Origin of the sequence: Ramlibacter albus (assembly GCF_014297445.1) — a bacterium.
Taxonomy (GTDB): Bacteria; Pseudomonadota; Gammaproteobacteria; order Burkholderiales; family Burkholderiaceae_C; genus Ramlibacter; species Ramlibacter albus.
Map to the genome: position 1 here is coordinate 1 of NZ_JACORU010000016.1, position 15,377 is coordinate 15,377.

A 15,377-nucleotide genomic window follows, 5' to 3' on the forward strand; every position below is an offset into this window, starting at 1 on the left:
GGAGAAAAAGGATGGGCGCTGCTACATCTACGCGACAGGCTCGGAGCCAAAAGCGAGTTACCTGCATACGCCCCTCCTGCCCGGGGTCTCCGGACAAACGAACAATACAAGCGAGTTATGGCGGGGGGCCGCGAGGCCTGCCGGCGTGAGGAATTCGGGAGCGGCCGCGCAGCGGCTGCGCCGAACGTCGTAGCCATCGCGCCGCGGACCGGCCGGGCGTGGCGTTGCCGCGAGGTCGAAGAGCGCAAAAACCGAAGAGAAATTGGGATCTGACCAAATCCGACCCCAATATCCTCAATTTCGACCGCCAAGTTGCGAAGCGTAAATTGGCTAGTGGCGAGAAGCGGGCGATTCAGTCCTTCGGCCGGAACACAAGGTCTCCTCCGGGAGGAACGCGCCCGTCGATATCGCGCGGCAGCACCTCGGTCTTGTCAAGCGCTCGCAAGACTGCGTCGTCCCACGCGGGGTGACCGCTCGGTTTGACAATTCGCCTGCTGACTATGGTGCCGTCCGGAGCAAGTCGAACAGCCACCACCGTCTCGGGATTCCCCGCAACTTCATCTCTGAATGCGATATTCGGTTTAACACGCGCGTTCACTCGCGCGCCCCAGTTCGCCGAGGGGCCGCTGGATCGCTGTGCGTTCCCAGTCGAAGACGGCGCACCGGTCGCACCCGCCATCCCCTGCAGCTTGGCGAGCGTCTCCTGGCGCAGCTTCTCCCGCTGCTGCGCGTCGCGCTCTTCGCGCTTCTTCCTGTCGGCATCTTCCTTGCGCTGCTTTTCCTGCGCGAGCTTCGCCTCTTCGCGCCGCTTCTTCTCGGCCTCTTCCTTGCGGTGCTCGGCTTCCTTCTTGCGCGCGAGTTCTTCCTCGCGGCGTTTCGTTTCCGCGGCCTTCTTCTGCTTTTCCAGCGCGATCTCGGCTTCGGTCGGCTGCGGCGGCTCGGGCTTCGGCTGCACCTTCGGCTCCGGCTGCGGCGGCGGAGGCGGCGGCGCCACTTCCTTTGGCGCGGCTTGCTGCGGCACGCTGGACCACAGCTCCGCATCCACCACGGCGTCCTGCGACTCGCGCTGCCACTTCACACCCCAGGTGAGGGCGGCGAGCAGCAAAAGGTGCGCGAGCAGCGCCAGCACGAACGCACGCACCAGCGCCGGCTGCGGCGGCGGCGTGAACTCGAAGCGGTCGGTGGCGGCGGGCATGGGGCCCTGCTATTTTGCGAGTTGAACCGAGAGGCCGACGCGTTGCACGCCGGCCTTTTGCAATTCGTTCATCACGTTCACCACCGCTTCATACTTCACGGTGCGGTCCGCGCTGATGACGACGGCGGTGTTCTCGCCGCCGGGCGTGGCCTGCAGCTGCTTCATCACCTGCACGATGGAGCCGGCACTCAGCTTCGTCGTGCTGTCCTTGATCTTCAGCTCGAGCGACTCGTCCTTCGCGATCACGACCTGCACCACGTTGTCCGGCTGCTTGCCGGCCTTGCCCACCGAGGGCAGGTTGATCATGCTCGGCGTGATCAGCGGCGCGGTGACCATGAAGATGATCAGCAGCACCAGCATCACGTCGATGAACGGGACCATGTTGATCTCGTTGATCGTGCGGCGGCCGCGGCCGCGGTGCGCCACTGCCGGCATGTCAGTGCCCCGAGGCGCTGTGCGCGCCCAGGTTGCGCTGCAGGATGTTGGAGAACTCCTCGATGAAGGTCTCCAGCTTGATCGCGACGCGGTCGATGTCGCGCGCGAAGCGGTTGTAGGCGACGACGGCGGGGATCGCGGCGAACAGGCCGATGGCCGTCGCGACGAGGGCCTCCGCAATGCCGGGCGCCACCGTGGCCAGCGTCACCTGCTGCAGCGCGCCCAGGCCGGTGAAGGCATGCATGATCCCCCACACCGTACCGAACAGGCCCACGTACGGCGACACCGAGCCCACGGACGCGAGGAAGGACAGGTTCATCTCCACCGCGTCCACTTCGCGCTGATAGCTCGCGCGCATCGCGCGGCGCGCCCCGTCGAGCAGCGTGCCGGGGTCCTGGATGCGGCGCTCGCGCAGCTTCTGGTATTCGCGCATGCCGCTGGCGAAGATGCGCTCCATCGGCCCCGCGAGCTTCGCGTTCTGCGCGGCGGAGGCGAACAGGTCGTTCAGGCTGGTGCCCGACCAGAACTCGCGCTCGAAGTCGTCGTTCAGGCGGTTCACGCGCTTGAGCGCGAACAGCTTGCGGAAGATGGCGGCCCAGCTGGTGATGGACACCAGCACCAGCAGCAGCATCACCGCCTGCACCACGACGCTGGCGCCGAGCACGAGCTGCAGGATGGAGAGGTCTTGGTTCATCGGTTCAGCGTTTCCAGGATGGCGGGCGGGATGCGCCCCGGCTTCAATGTCGCCGCATCGACCCAGCCGATGCGGATGGTGCCCTCGCAAAGGACGCTTCCTGCGGCGTCCAGCGCCTGCTGCGCGATTATGAGAGACGCGCGGCCTGCGTCTTCGAGCCGGGCGGTAACGATAAGTTCATCGTCCAGGCGCGCCGGGCGAAGGTACCGCACCGAGGTTTCGCTGACGATGAAGATGCCGCCCGTTTCCTCCCGGAGGCTGCTCTGGTGGACGCCCAGCGAGCGCAGCCACTCCGTGCGCGCGCGCTCGAAGAACTTCAGGTAGTTGGCGTAGAAGACGATGCCGCCCGCGTCGGTGTCTTCCCAGTACACGCGGACGGGAAAGCGGAACGTCATTTCAGGACGGCGGCAAGCCGCGCAGCGGACTCCTGAAGCTGTGCCATCGAGTTCGCGGTCGAAAAACGCACGAAGCGCGCGGTTTCGGCCGTGCCGAAGTCGCGGCCGGGCGTCACCGCGACATGCGCGCGCTTCATCACCTCGAACGCGAATTCCCAGCTCGAACCCACGCCCCATTGCTCGCAGGCTTTCGAGCAGTCGGCCCACCCGTAGAAGGCGCCGTCGGGCATCACCGGTACCGAAAGCCCCATGCCGTTCAGCGCGGGGATGAAGAAGTCGCGGCGCGCACGGAACTCGCTGCGCCGGCGCTCGTATTCCGCGATGCTCTCCGGCTCGAAGCAGGCGAGCGCCGCATGCTGCGACACGGTGCTCGGGCAGATGAACAGGTTCTGCGCGAGCCGCTCGATCACCGGCACCAGCGGGTCGGGCGCCACGATCCAGCCGAGCCGCCAGCCCGTCATGTTGAAGTACTTCGAGAAGCTGTTGATGCTGATCACCTGGTCGTCGATGCCCAGCGCCGTGTGGCCGAAGGTTTCGTCGTAGGACAGGCCCAGGTAGATCTCGTCCAGCAGCGTGATGCCGCCTTTCGATTGCACGAAGGCGTGGATGCGGCGCAGTTCCTCCGGGTGGATCGAGGTGCCCGTGGGATTGGAGGGCGAGGCGAGCAGCACGCCGCGCGTTTTCGCGCCCCAGTGCTCCTGCACCTTGGCCGCACTGAGCTGGTAGCGCTCGGCCGCCGTGGTCGGGATCAGCACCGCATTGCCTTCGGCGGCGCTCACGAAGTGCCGGTTGCACGGGTAGCTCGGGTCCGGCATCAGCACCTCGTCGCCGGCTTCGATCAGCGCGAGGCAGGCGAGCTGCAGCGCCGCCGACGCACCGGCGGTGACGACGATGCGCCGCGCCGGCACGTCCACGCCGAAGCGCTGCGCATACCAGCCGCTGATGCGCTCGCGCAGCTTGTCCAGGCCCATGGCGTGCGTGTACTGCGTGAGGCCGTCGCGCACGGCTTTCGCGGCCGCCTCCTGCACGAGCGGCGGCGCGGTGAAGTCCGGCTCGCCGATGTTCAGGAAGATCATCGGCTTGCCGCTGTGCGCGAACTCGCGCGCGTACTGCGTGGCGGCCTTGGCCACCTCCATCACATAGAACGGCTCGATGCGCTCGGCGCGGCGGGCGAACCTCATGGCCTGGCCTTGCCCGAGGCGCGGTCGGCCTCGACTTCCAGCGGACGCAGCTTCGGCGCAAGGCCGTTGAGAACGCCGTTGACGTACTTGTGGCCGTCCGTGCCGCCGAACTCCTTGGCCAGCTCGATGCATTCGTTGAGCACGACGCGCCACGGAACGTCCGGCGCATGCAGGAACTCGTAGGCGCCGATCCACATCACCGCGTGCTCGATCGGCGAAAGCTCCTCGAGCTTGCGGTCCAGCAGCGGCTTGATCAGCGCGTCCAGCTCCTCGGCCTCCTTGATGCAGCCGTGCAGCAGGGCGTCGTAGTGCACCGAGTCGGCCTTGTGGAAGCCGGAGAGGCCGCGGGTGAATGCGTCGATGCTTTCGGCGCTCTGGCGGCCGACGAGGTGCTGGTAGAGGGCCTGCAGGGCGAACTCGCGCGCGCGGCTGCGCGGGGCTTTCTGCGACGTCTTGCGGGGAGCAGTAGTCATCCCACCTCGTCCAGCAGGTTGGCCATTTCCACCGCGACGCGCGCGGCGTCCTTGCCCTTTTCCACCTGGCGGGCGATGGCCTGCTCCTCGTTCTCGGTGGTGATGATCGCGTTGGCGATCGGCAGGTGGTAGTCCAGCGCCACGCGCGTGACGCCCGCGGCCGACTCGTTGCACACCAGCTCGAAGTGGTAGGTCTCGCCGCGAATCACGCAGCCCACCGCGACCAGAGCGTCGTAGCCGCCTTTTTCCGCCAGCGCCTGCAGGGCGACGGGTACCTCCAGCGCGCCGGGCACCTTGTAGTGGTCGATGTCCTTCTCGGCCACCCCGAGTTCGATCAGCTCGCTGCGGCAGGCCGCCGCCAGCGTGTCGGTGATGGCCTCGTTGAATCGGGCCTGCACGATGCCGATGACCAGCTCCTTGCCGTCCAGCTTGTCGGCCTTGCCCTTGTCTGCGCCAAACATTCGTTATTCCTTGTTGCGGGGGATGTACCCCGTGATCTCGAGTCCATAGCCTTCGAGGCTGGGCATGCGCCGCTGCGCGCCCATCAGCTGCATGCGGTGCACGCCGCAGCCGCGCAGGATCTGCGCGCCGATGCCGTAGGTGCGCAAGTCCATGCGGCCGCGCTCGGGCGCCTGCGCGGCGCGAGCGGTGCCTTCGAACTGCTCGACGAGCTGCTCGGCCGATTCGCCGCAATTGAGCAGCACCGCCACGCCGCGGCCATGCTGCGCGATGTGCTTCAGGCTGGTGTCCAGGCTCCACGAGTGCATCGAGCGGTTGACTTCCAGCGCGTCGAGCACCGACAGCGGCTCGTGCACGCGGACGGGCACCGAGTCGTCGGTGGGCCACTGCCCCTTCACGAGCGCCAGGTGCACGCCCTGGCTGGGCTTGTCGCGCCACGCGACGGCGCGGAACTCGCCGTAAGCCGTGGCCAGCGGCCGCTCGCCGAGTTTTTCGACGAGGCTTTCGTTGCGGCTGCGGTACTCGATGAGATCGGCAATCGTGCCGATCTTCAGCCCGTGTTCGGCGGCGAAGAGCTGCAGGTCCGGCAGGCGCGCCATCGTGCCGTCGTCCTTCATGATCTCGCAGATCACGGCGGCCGGCGTGAGGCCCGCCATCGACGCGAGGTCGCAACCGGCTTCGGTGTGGCCGGCGCGCATGAGCACGCCGCCATCCACCGCCTGCAGCGGGAAGATGTGGCCGGGCTGGACGAGGTCCTCGGCCTTCGCGTTGCGGGCCACGGCCGCCTGCACGGTACGGGCGCGGTCGGCGGCGGAGATGCCGGTGGTGACGCCTTCGGCGGCTTCGATGGAGACGGTGAACGCCGTGCCCATCTTCGTGCCGTTGCGCGCGACCATCGGCGGCAGGCGCAGGCGCTCGCAGCGCTCGCGCGTGAGCGTCAGGCAGATGAGGCCCCGGCCGAAGCGCGCCATGAAGTTGATGGCCTCGGGCGTGACGTGGTCGGCGGCCAGCACGAGGTCGCCTTCGTTCTCGCGGTCCTCTTCGTCCACGAGGATGACGATGCGGCCGGCCTTGATGTCCGCGACGATGTCGGCGACGGGGGAGATCGGGACAGGTGTCATGCCGCGGCCTTCATGCCGGCGCTGAGCATGCGCTCGACGTAACGGGCCACGGTGTCGATCTCCAGGTTGACGGGGCTGCCTTCGCGCAAGGCGCCCAGCGAGGTGTTCTGCACGGTGTGGGGAATCAGGTTGATGCTGATCTCGGTGCCCTGGGCCACGTCCTCGACGGTGTTGACCGTGAGGCTCACGCCATTGACGGTGATCGAGCCCTTGTAGGCGAGGTACTTGCCCAGCTCGCGCGGGGCGAGGATGCGCAGTTCCCAGCTTTCGCCGACCTGCGCCATCTTCGCGACGCGGCCGACGCCGTCGACGTGGCCGGAGACGATGTGGCCGCCGAGGCGGTCGTGGGCGCGAAGGGCCTTTTCGAGGTTGACGGGGCCGGGCTCGCCCAGGCCCGCCGTCTTCGAAAGCGATTCGGCGGAAACGTCGATGGTGAAGCGGCGCGTGGCGGGCTCGAGGGAGGTGACCGTCATGCACGCGCCGTTGATCGCGATACTGTCGCCCAGCCCGACGTCGTCGAGGTAGCCGGCGGGTGTTTCGATGGCGAGCCGCTTGCCGTGCTGCAAGGAACTGCCGAGGTCGTCGATGGCGGCGATGCGCCCGACGCCGGTGATGATGCCGGTGAACATCCCGCTATTTTCGCAGAGGTCAGAAACTGTCCCGGCCGCGCACCCTTGCGATGACCCGCAGGTCCTCGCCGACGGGGTCGATCGACTTGAATTCGAGTTCCAGCGCGTCCGAAAGCCGCGAAAGGGGGCCGAAAGTGCTCATTCCGCGGCCTTGCCCGAGCAGCCTGGGCGCCAGGTACACGAGCAATTCGTCCACGAGGCCCTCGCGCAGGAGGGAACCGTTGAGCTTGTGGCCGGCTTCCACGTGCACCTCGTTGACCTCGCGAGCGGCCAGGTCGCGCAGCATCGCGGCGAGGTCCACCTTGCCGCCGGGGCCGGGCAGGGCGGTCACGGTGGCACCCCGCGCTCGCAGCGCCTCCGCGCGCGCGGCGTCGTCCACGGCGGCGTAAACGAAGAGCCGGCGCCCGGGCACGAAAAGCGCGGCATCGGCGGGCAGCTCCAGGCGGCTGTCGACGAGCACGGCGTCCGGCTGGCGCTTCACCGGTGCCAGGCGCACGTCGAGGCGCGGGTTGTCCTCCAGCACCGTGCCGATGCCGGTGAGGACCACGTTCGCGCGAGCGCGCCACGCATGGCCGTCCGCGCGCGCGGCCTCGGACGTGATCCACTGGCTCGCGCCGTTCTCCAGCGCCGTCTGCCCGTCGAGGCTGGCCGCCACCTTCATTCGCACCCAAGGCGTGCCGCGCACCATGCGGCTGAAGAAGCCGAGGTTCAGCTCGCGCGATTCGGCCGCGCCGGGCCCCACCTGGACGTCCACGCCACCCGCGCGCAGGCGTTCGAAGCCCTGGCCCGCCACACGTGGGTTGGGGTCCTGCAGCGAGGCCACGACGCGCCCGATGCCCGCGGCGACGAGCGCATCGCAGCACGGGCCGGTGCGGCCATGGTGCGAGCAGGGCTCGAGGGTGACGTAGGCCGTGGCGCCGCGCACGCTGTGGCCGCGCGACGCGGCATCGGCGAGCGCCATCACTTCGGCGTGGGCCTGGCCGGCGGGCTGGGTGTGGCCCTGGCCCAGCAGTTCGCCGCCGGGCCCGACGATGACGCAGCCGACGCGCGGGTTGGGGCCCGTCAGGCCGATGGCGCGTTGCGCGAGCGCGAGCGCCGCGGCCATCGGGTCGCCCGTGTGAATCTCAGGTGCGTGCATACCAATGCTTTCATTGTGTCTCATCCACGCCAACCACTAGGCCGGGCGGTGCAACCGGTTGTCGGGCATGCGTTCCGTGTGCTGCGCCGCTCGGATAACGTTGCCGTCCAAGAGATGGAGGGTCGTGGGCATGCGCAGGAAATCATGGGGCTTCACGCTGATCGAGTTGATGATGGTGGTGGCGATCATCGGCATCCTGGCCGGTGTGGCTTTCCCCGCCTACAAGTACCAGATCCGCAAGGGCGGCCGCGCGGCGGCCGAGGCGCAGATCATGGACATCGCCAACCGGCAGCAGCAGTACCTGCTGGCCAACCGCTCCTACGCCACCAAGGACCAGCTGACCACCAACGGCTACGTGATGCCGACGGACGTCAGCAAGAACTACACGTGGGACGTCACCCTCAATTCGTCCGGCGCGCCGCCCACCTACACGATCACCTTCACGCCCACGAGCACGGGCGTCATGTCGGGCGACGGCAACCTCACGCTCAACAGCGTGGGCACCAAGTCGAGCAACTGGTAATGGCGGTGATGAAGCAGCGCGGCGCGACCCTCATCGAGATCCTGGTCACGATCGTCATCGTGGCGTTCGGGTTGCTGGGGCTTGCCGGGCTGCAGATGAAGATGCAGATGTCGGAGACCGAGGCCTACCAGCGCAGCCAGGCCATCATGCTGCTCAACGACATGGCCAGCCGCATCGCCACCAACCGCATCAACTCGGCCTCCTACGTGAGCACCACCACGTACGGCACCGGCGCCACGTGCAGCAGCATCTCCACGAGCACGCAGGCCGGCCGCGACCTGCAGGAGTGGTGCTACGCGCTCGAGGGCGCCGGCGCCACGCTCGGCACGGCCAAGGCCGGCGCCATGATCAACGGCAAGGGCTGCATCACCAGCACCTCCGGCGGCGACATCCTCGTCACGGTCGTCTGGCAGGGCCTCACCCCGATCAGCGCGCCGCCCTCGTCGGTGACCTGCGGCGCCACCAACTACGACTTCGGCACGTCCTGCGTCAACGAGCTGTGCCGCAGGTTCCTCACCACGGTGGTGAAGATCGGCACGCTGACATGAAGCCCCTCCTCCTGCGCTCACGCCTCGTCCAGAAGGGCTTCTCGCTCGTCGAGCTGATGGTGGGCGTGGCGCTCACCATGGTGATCGCCGTCGCGCTGCTCACGCTCATGACCAACGTGAGCCGCAACAACAGCGAGATGATGCGCACCAACTCCGTCATCGAGAACGGCCGCTTCACGCTGCAGCTGCTGGAAACCGACATCTCCCAGGGCGGCTTCTGGGCCGGCTACGTGCCCAAGTACGACGACATCACGATCACCACGGTGGCGCCGACGGACTTCCCGACCGCCGTGCCCGACCCGTGCCCGATCGAGTCCGGCAACTGGCAGCAGCCGGCGGCCTGGTCGGCGGACTACAAGAACCAGCTCGTCACCATCCCCATCAGCGTGTACCCGGTGGGCTCCGACGGCATCTCGCCGGTGTGCGCGGGCACGAGCTCGCTGCAGGGGCCGCTCTATGGCACCACGTCCAACCCGGTCGTGCAGCCGTACACCGACGTCATCGTCGTGCGCCACGCCGCGCCGTGCGTCGCCAGCTCCACGGCCACCGACGAGGACTGCAAGGACACCTCCGGCAACGTCTTCTTCCAGAATGGCCGGTGCACCAACGCTTTCGTGCTGAGCGCCACCGCCGCCGACTTCACGCTGCAGAAGGGCGACTGCGCGACCACGGCGGACAAGTACCGCTTCGTGTCGACCATCTACTGGGTGCGGAAGTACTTCGCGACGGCCGGCGACGGCATCCCCACGCTCGTGCGCACGCGCTTCCAGACCTACGACGACAGCGGCACCACCAAGGTCAAGCACACCGGCACCGAAACGCTGGTCGATGGCATCGAGGCCCTGCGCGTGCAGCTGGGCGTGGACAACGTCAGCAAACCCACCACCTCCGGCGGGGCGGGCAATGCGCTCACGGCGGCGATGTTCACCGTGGTGCCGACTTTCCAGACCACGAGCAACACCTACACGCCCACGAACCGGGGCGACGGCAACGCCGACTCTTACGTCACGTGCAGTTCCGGCACGGTGTGCTCGACGCTGTTCAACGTGGCCAACACCGTGTCCGTGAAGCTGTTCGTGCTGGCGCGCGCGCAGACCACCACGCCTTCGTTCACCGATTCCAAGTACTACTGCCTGTCGGGCACCTGCAGCCCGAGCAGCACGCCCTCGTGCGCGAGCCCCGGCGACAAGCTCACCGTCTACGGGCCGTACTGCGACGGCTACAAGCGCCACACCTATGCCCAGACCGTGCGCATGATGAACATCTCCATGCGCCGCGAGGTGCCCGCATCATGGTGACGCGCAGGGCCACGGGCCGCCAGCAGGGCGCCGCGCTGATCATCGCGCTGATCGTCATCACGCTCGTCTCGCTCGTGGTGGTGGGCGCGTTCAACCTGAGCTCGTCCAACCTCAAGGGCGTGGCCAACACGCAGTTCCGCTCCGAGGGCATCTCGGCGGCCAACCTGTCCATCGAGCAGGTGGTCAGCGGCTCCTTCCTCGGCATCCTGGGCAGCACCCGCACGGTCGAATTCGACCTCGACGCCAACGGCACGGCCGACTACAAGGCCAAGGTGTACGTGCCGCAGTGCCCGCTGCGCGTGCGGCGCCTGCGCACGGACGCGCCCAGCGGCTACGAGACCAGCGACGGCGTGCCCATCCTCGCCGGCGAGTACACGGCCGACTACGAGCTGCGCTCCGTGGTGAGCTCGACGGAGGGCGACACCAGCGGCACCGGCGTGTCGGTGACCGTGCGCGAAGGCGTGCGGGTGCCGATGTCCGAGACGGACTACCAGACCTACGTGAACACCACGACCTGCACCACGGGCGCCAACCCGATCACGCTCATCACTTCGGGTGTCTGAGCCCGGCGCCTTTCAGGGAGTATCGACATGACGCATCCTCGACGTTCCTGGCTGACCGCAGCCTTCGCGCTCTGCGCGCTCCTGCTGCACCCCGCCGCCCGCGCGGAGGACACGGACCTGTTCGTCAACCCGAACACGGGCTCGAGCGGGCAGGTGAACATCATGTTCATCATCGACAACCAGGCGCGCGGCACGAACAGTTCATCGACGAGCTACTGCAACATCGACTCGAGCGGCAACGTGTCGACCACGTCGACCACCGCCAACGCCACGGCGATGAACCAGACGAGCTTCGGCACGATGCAGTGCGCGCTCTACTCGGCGCTCAGCTCGCTGTCCACCTCGGACAGCACCGTGCAGTTCAACATCGCCATGATGGTGATGAACAGCACGGGCCAGAAGACGTTCAACCCGAACAACGCCAGCACCTCCGAGACCGGCGGCTCGTTCACCGGCGACTGCTCGGGCAGCGACGGCGGGTGCATTGTCGTCCCGCTGACGGGTTTCTCGACGAACGTCAAGCGCCAGCTGCTGTGGTGGATCAAGAACTGGACCCTGAGCAACGCCAACCAGGGCCGCTGCAGCGGCACCGAGGCCAACTGCATCATCAAGGGCCCGACCGACGTCGCCAGCGGCGCCATGATGCAGGAAGCCTGGGCGTACCTGAAGGGCAAGACGGGCGTCTCCGGCCGGGTCTACACGGCGCCGACGACCGGCTGCAAGAGTTTCATCGTGTTCATCGGCAACTCGTACGACAGCAACCTGGTGATGGGCGACAAGACATCCGCCGGGCCGTACGCCCCGCTGAACGGCAGCTCGTCGACCGCCGGCAAGAACGCCTCCCCGGCGGCGACCACCGTCGAGAAGACACCGCTGGCCGAGAAGAACATCCGCTCCGAGTGGACCATCCGCAAGACGGTGTCGGGGGTGACGACCACCACCACCCATACCTGCTCGGGCACCAACAACAACCCGTTCTACGACTTCCCGGGCTCGGGCACGTGGTCGTCCACCGTGGAGGGTGCCGGCACCTACGGCATCAACTGGGCGCAGTACATGAACAACCAGCACGACATCAAGACGGCCACCATCGGGCTGCTGGGGCCCACGTGCAAGCCGGACTACCCGGTGTGGCTGGACAAGATGGCGAACGCGGGCGGCGCGCAGTACTACCCCGCCAACGACTACGAGACGCTGACCAACGCGATCAAGACCATCACCGCGCAGATCATCTCGGTGAACACGGTGTTCGCATCCGTGTCGCTGCCGGTGAGCGTGAACACGCAGGGCTCCTACCTGAACCAGGTGTACATCGGCATGTTCCGCCCCACCAGCGGCTACCTGCCGCGCTGGTACGGCAACCTCAAGCAGTACAAGCTGGCGTTCATCAGCAGCGTGCTCAAGCTCGTCGACGCCGACGGCACCGCAGCCATCAACACGGCGACGGGCTTCCTCACGGAGTGCGCGCGAAGCTTCTGGACGCCGACGTCCAGCACGGCGACGACGTACTGGACGCTGGACCACTCGCAGAACTGCTCCACCATCTCGGGCACCAGCGCGCTCGACTACCCCGACGGCAACGTGGTGGAAAAGGGCGGAAGCGCCTACATGGTGCGGCGCACGACCAAGGCACCTTCCGCGCGCACGGTCAAGACCTGCGGCACGACCCTGGCCACGTGCAAGAACAGCGGCGACTTCGTCGACTTCTCCACCACCGCGCTGAGCTCGGTGAACCCGTCGAACTTCGTGTCCGGCTGGGATTCGAACTACACTTCCGAGCGCGACAACCTGATCAACTTCGCGCGCGGCGAGAACTACCTGTCCGCCGTGGCCTCGGCGACTTCGCCGGCCCATGCGGGCATCCAGGCCGGCGACAACGAGCAGAACCTGGGCACCGGCAAATACCGCGCCTCGGTGCACGGCGACGTGATGCACTCCCGCCCGGTGGCGATCAACTACGGCACGGACTCGGCCCCGTCGGTGGTGGTGTACTACGGTGCGAACGACGGCATGCTGCACGCCATCAACGGCAACCAGACCGGCAACATCGGCAGCATCGAGCCCGGCGACGAGATCTGGTCGTTCATGCCGCCCGAGTTCTATTCGAAGATCGCGAGGCTGTACCTGAACACCGAGCAGATCACCTTCAAGGGCTCGACCAACACCTCGGCCACCGCCAAGGACTACGGCATGGACGGCCCCTTCACGGCGTTCAGCGGCACCATCAGCGGCAGCGCCAAGAAGTACATCTACGCCACGATGCGCCGCGGCGGCCGGGCGATCTACGCCTTCGACGTCACCACGGCCGGCAGCCCCACGCTGCTGTGGAAGGCGGGCTGCTCCAGCGCCAGCCTCTCGGTGTCGACCGACTGCACGATCACGGGCCAGAACTACAGCAGCATGGGCCAGACCTGGGCATCCGCGAAGGTCTTCTACGCCACCGGCTACGGCTCGGGCAACACGCCGCTGCTGCTCATGGCGGGCGGCTACGACACGTGCGAGGACACCGACACGGGCAGCGCCAACCACAGCTGCACGTCGCCCAAGGGCAACCTGGTCTACGTGCTCGACGCCACCAACGGCAACATCGTGGCCAGCTTCCCGACAATCCCGGCGACCGGCACGTCGACCAGCGGCACCGGCCGCAGCATCATCGGCGACCCCACCATCGTCAACGACTCCAGCGGCAAGGCGCAGTACGCCTACATGGGCGACATGGGCGGCGTGGTCTACCGGCTCGACTTCCGGGCCACCAACAAGAACGACTGGTTCATGCAGCCGCTGGCCAAGCTCGGTTGCGGCGACGACACCAACGGCACCCTCACTGCCACCTGCACGGCCAACCGCAAGTTCATGTTCCAGCCCAGCGTGGTGAGTGCCGACGGCGTCAACTTCTACATCCTGATCGGCTCCGGCGACCGCGAGAAGCCCGTGTCGGCGTACACGGTGAGCGGCACGGTCAAGAACCACTTCTACGCCATCAAGGACCTGCCGGCGCAGGGCACCGCTTACCCGAGCAGCACGGCGACCACCGCGTGCGGCGCCGCCATCATCTGCCTGGCCGCGCTGCAGAAGATCACGTACGACTCCTCGGCCACCGGCACCACGGTGGACAGCACCAAGCTGGGCTGGTACCTCACGATGGAATCCACCGAGCAGGTCGTGACCTCCGCCGTGACGCAGTTCGGCATCACCAGCTTCAGCACGCACAAGCCGGCGGTGAGCAGCTCCAGCTGCACGAGCAACCTGGGCACCACGCGCGTCTACAACATCAGCTACCTCGACGCCACCACGCAGAACAGCACGGGCAACCGCTACGAGCACGTTTCCGGCGACGGACTGCCGCCGTCCCCGGTGGCCGGCAAGGTGGTCATCGACGGCGCGGCGGTGCCCTTCTGCATCGGCTGCAGCAAGGACTCGCCGCTGGAAGGCAAGAAGGCCGTGTCGGCGACCTCGATCAACCGCGCCCGTACCCGGCTATATTGGTACCTCGAGAAGAACTGATGAAGGGCCAGGCCATGCGCGCGCGCGGTTTCACGATGATCGAGCTGCTGGTCGTGGTGGCCGTGCTCGGCATCCTCGGCGCGATCGGCCTGCCTTCCTTCAAGTCCGCCTACCTCACGAACAAGCTCGCCGGCTACTCCAACGACTTCGTCTCCGCGGCGCAGTTCGCGCGCAGCGAGGCGATCAAGCGCAATTTCCCGGTCACGCTGTGCGCCTCGTCGGACGGCGCCACCTGCACGAGCAGCCCGACGTCGTGGCAGCCGGGCTGGATCGTGAGGTGCCCGACCGACTCCACCGGCACGAGCTGCGTGTCGGGCGGCACCAGCACGCTCGTGCTGCTGAAGCACGAAGCCGTCAGCAGCAGCTTCGGCTTCACGACGACGACGCCCACGACCAGCGGCTACAGCATCAACTTCCCGGCCAACGGCGTCGGCTCGACCGAGTACTCGGTGAAGCTGTGCTCCACCGACAGCAGCTACAACATCCAGTGGCGCGAGATCAAGATCATCGCCACCGGCCGCGCGAGCGTGACGCGCTACACCACGGCGCCGAGCAGCTGCCCCTGACACTACCCCGGCGTGTGCATACCGCACACGAAAAGCCGGTCACCGTTTGCATGCGAAAGTAGTCGACGCGAACTAAGGTTCGGGCCATGACACGGCTCGAACCCCAACCCCTGCAGCGCGGCTTCACGCTCACCGAACTCCTCGTCGTCCTGGCGGTCCTCGCCATCCTTGCCTGCCTCGGCGCGCCCGCGCTCGGGCAAGCCGGCGAGCGCATGGAGCTCGCCACGGCCAGCAACGACCTGCTCGCGAACCTGCGCCTCGCGCGCAACGAGTCGATCAAGCGGCGCGGCCGCGTGGCGCTGTGCAAGTCGGCCGACGGCAGCCGCTGCACGTCCACCGGCGGGTGGGAGCAGGGCTGGATCGTCTTCCACGACACCGACAACGACGGCGTGCGGGACGAGGCCGAGCCCATCGTGCATCGCGTCGGCGCGTTGCCCGTCGGCTGGCGGCTCGCGGGCAATGCCAACGTGGCGCGCTACATCTCGTACGACCCGTCGGGTACCACGAAGCTGCTGTCCGGCGCCTTCCAGGTCGGCACGCTCACCGTCTGCCACGCGTCCGCGGGCCCCACCGAGGCGCGGCAGGTCATCCTGAGCATCGCCGGGCGCCCGCGCATCCAGAAAACCACCGTCAAGAACTGCCCCTGAAGGAGCCA

At 67.4% G+C, this 15,377-nt stretch carries 17 protein-coding genes; 7 read left to right on the plus strand and 10 right to left on the minus strand.

Going from position 1 to position 15,377, the window contains the following annotated elements:
* Window positions 1–352: 352 nt before the first annotated feature.
* The 10 genes from tolA to ribD form a co-directional block, all read right to left on the minus strand.
* Window positions 353–1,129, minus strand: coding sequence for a cell envelope integrity protein TolA (gene tolA, locus H8R02_RS27460; RefSeq protein WP_354004985.1), 777 nt, complete (start codon window positions 1,127–1,129; stop codon window positions 353–355).
* 75 nt (window positions 1,130–1,204) lie between these two features.
* Window positions 1,205–1,630: a biopolymer transporter ExbD gene (locus tag H8R02_RS27465; RefSeq protein WP_187084794.1), complete on the minus strand. Its 426-nt coding sequence runs from the start codon at window positions 1,628–1,630 to the stop codon at window positions 1,205–1,207.
* A gap of 1 nt (window position 1,631) precedes the next feature.
* A complete protein-coding gene (tolQ, locus tag H8R02_RS27470; protein ID WP_187084796.1) occupies window positions 1,632–2,324 on the minus strand; it encodes a protein TolQ in 693 nt (230 codons plus the stop codon).
* Window positions 2,321–2,719 (minus strand): tol-pal system-associated acyl-CoA thioesterase, encoded by a 399-nt coding sequence (gene ybgC, locus H8R02_RS27475; RefSeq protein WP_187084798.1) that lies wholly within the window; start codon window positions 2,717–2,719, stop codon window positions 2,321–2,323. The genes tolQ and ybgC overlap by 4 nt, the downstream gene beginning before the upstream one ends.
* On the minus strand, window positions 2,716–3,900 hold the full coding sequence (locus H8R02_RS27480; protein WP_187084800.1) for a pyridoxal phosphate-dependent aminotransferase: 1,185 nt from the start codon (window positions 3,898–3,900) through the stop codon (window positions 2,716–2,718). The genes ybgC and H8R02_RS27480 overlap by 4 nt, the downstream gene beginning before the upstream one ends.
* A complete protein-coding gene (nusB, locus tag H8R02_RS27485) occupies window positions 3,897–4,373 on the minus strand; it encodes a transcription antitermination factor NusB (protein WP_187084802.1) in 477 nt (158 codons plus the stop codon). Before nusB ends, H8R02_RS27480 begins: the two co-directional genes overlap by 4 nt.
* A complete protein-coding gene (gene ribH, locus H8R02_RS27490; RefSeq protein ID WP_187084804.1) occupies window positions 4,370–4,834 on the minus strand; it encodes a 6,7-dimethyl-8-ribityllumazine synthase in 465 nt (154 codons plus the stop codon). The genes nusB and ribH overlap by 4 nt, the downstream gene beginning before the upstream one ends.
* Before the next feature lie 3 nt (window positions 4,835–4,837).
* Window positions 4,838–5,953, minus strand: a complete 1,116-nt coding sequence (gene ribBA, locus H8R02_RS27495; RefSeq protein ID WP_187084806.1) for a bifunctional 3,4-dihydroxy-2-butanone-4-phosphate synthase/GTP cyclohydrolase II — start codon at window positions 5,951–5,953, stop codon at window positions 4,838–4,840.
* Window positions 5,950–6,582, minus strand: a complete 633-nt coding sequence (locus H8R02_RS27500; RefSeq protein ID WP_187084808.1) for a riboflavin synthase — start codon at window positions 6,580–6,582, stop codon at window positions 5,950–5,952. Before H8R02_RS27500 ends, ribBA begins: the two co-directional genes overlap by 4 nt.
* Window positions 6,583–6,601: 19 nt before the next feature.
* Window positions 6,602–7,720 (minus strand): bifunctional diaminohydroxyphosphoribosylaminopyrimidine deaminase/5-amino-6-(5-phosphoribosylamino)uracil reductase RibD, encoded by a 1,119-nt coding sequence (gene ribD / locus H8R02_RS27505; RefSeq protein WP_187084809.1) that lies wholly within the window; start codon window positions 7,718–7,720, stop codon window positions 6,602–6,604.
* A 130-nt stretch (window positions 7,721–7,850) separates the two neighbouring features.
* Between ribD and H8R02_RS27510 the strand changes: the two genes are divergently transcribed.
* The 7 genes from H8R02_RS27510 to H8R02_RS27540 all read left to right on the plus strand — a co-directional run bounded on the left by H8R02_RS27510 (window position 7,851) and on the right by H8R02_RS27540 (window position 15,369).
* Complete coding sequence (locus tag H8R02_RS27510) at window positions 7,851–8,243, plus strand: type IV pilin protein (RefSeq protein ID WP_187084811.1); 393 nt, start codon at window positions 7,851–7,853, stop codon at window positions 8,241–8,243.
* An 8-nt stretch (window positions 8,244–8,251) separates the two neighbouring features.
* Window positions 8,252–8,791 carry a type IV pilus modification protein PilV gene (gene pilV, locus H8R02_RS27515; RefSeq protein WP_255429606.1) on the plus strand — a complete coding sequence of 180 codons (540 nt, stop codon included), beginning with the start codon at window positions 8,252–8,254 and terminating at the stop codon, window positions 8,789–8,791.
* A complete protein-coding gene (locus H8R02_RS27520; RefSeq protein WP_187084815.1) occupies window positions 8,788–10,089 on the plus strand; it encodes a PilW family protein in 1,302 nt (433 codons plus the stop codon). The genes pilV and H8R02_RS27520 overlap by 4 nt, the downstream gene beginning before the upstream one ends.
* A complete protein-coding gene (locus tag H8R02_RS27525) occupies window positions 10,083–10,652 on the plus strand; it encodes a pilus assembly PilX family protein (RefSeq protein ID WP_187084817.1) in 570 nt (189 codons plus the stop codon). The genes H8R02_RS27520 and H8R02_RS27525 overlap by 7 nt, the downstream gene beginning before the upstream one ends.
* Before the next feature lie 27 nt (window positions 10,653–10,679).
* The gene (locus H8R02_RS27530; protein ID WP_187084819.1) at window positions 10,680–14,156 is read left to right on the plus strand and encodes a pilus assembly protein; all 3,477 of its coding nucleotides are present in this window, start codon (window positions 10,680–10,682) and stop codon (window positions 14,154–14,156) included.
* A complete protein-coding gene (locus H8R02_RS27535; protein WP_187084821.1) occupies window positions 14,156–14,722 on the plus strand; it encodes a GspH/FimT family pseudopilin in 567 nt (188 codons plus the stop codon). The genes H8R02_RS27530 and H8R02_RS27535 overlap by 1 nt, the downstream gene beginning before the upstream one ends.
* Before the next feature lie 86 nt (window positions 14,723–14,808).
* Window positions 14,809–15,369 (plus strand): GspH/FimT family pseudopilin, encoded by a 561-nt coding sequence (locus tag H8R02_RS27540; RefSeq protein ID WP_187084823.1) that lies wholly within the window; start codon window positions 14,809–14,811, stop codon window positions 15,367–15,369.
* The last annotated feature ends 8 nt before the right edge of the window (window positions 15,370–15,377 follow it).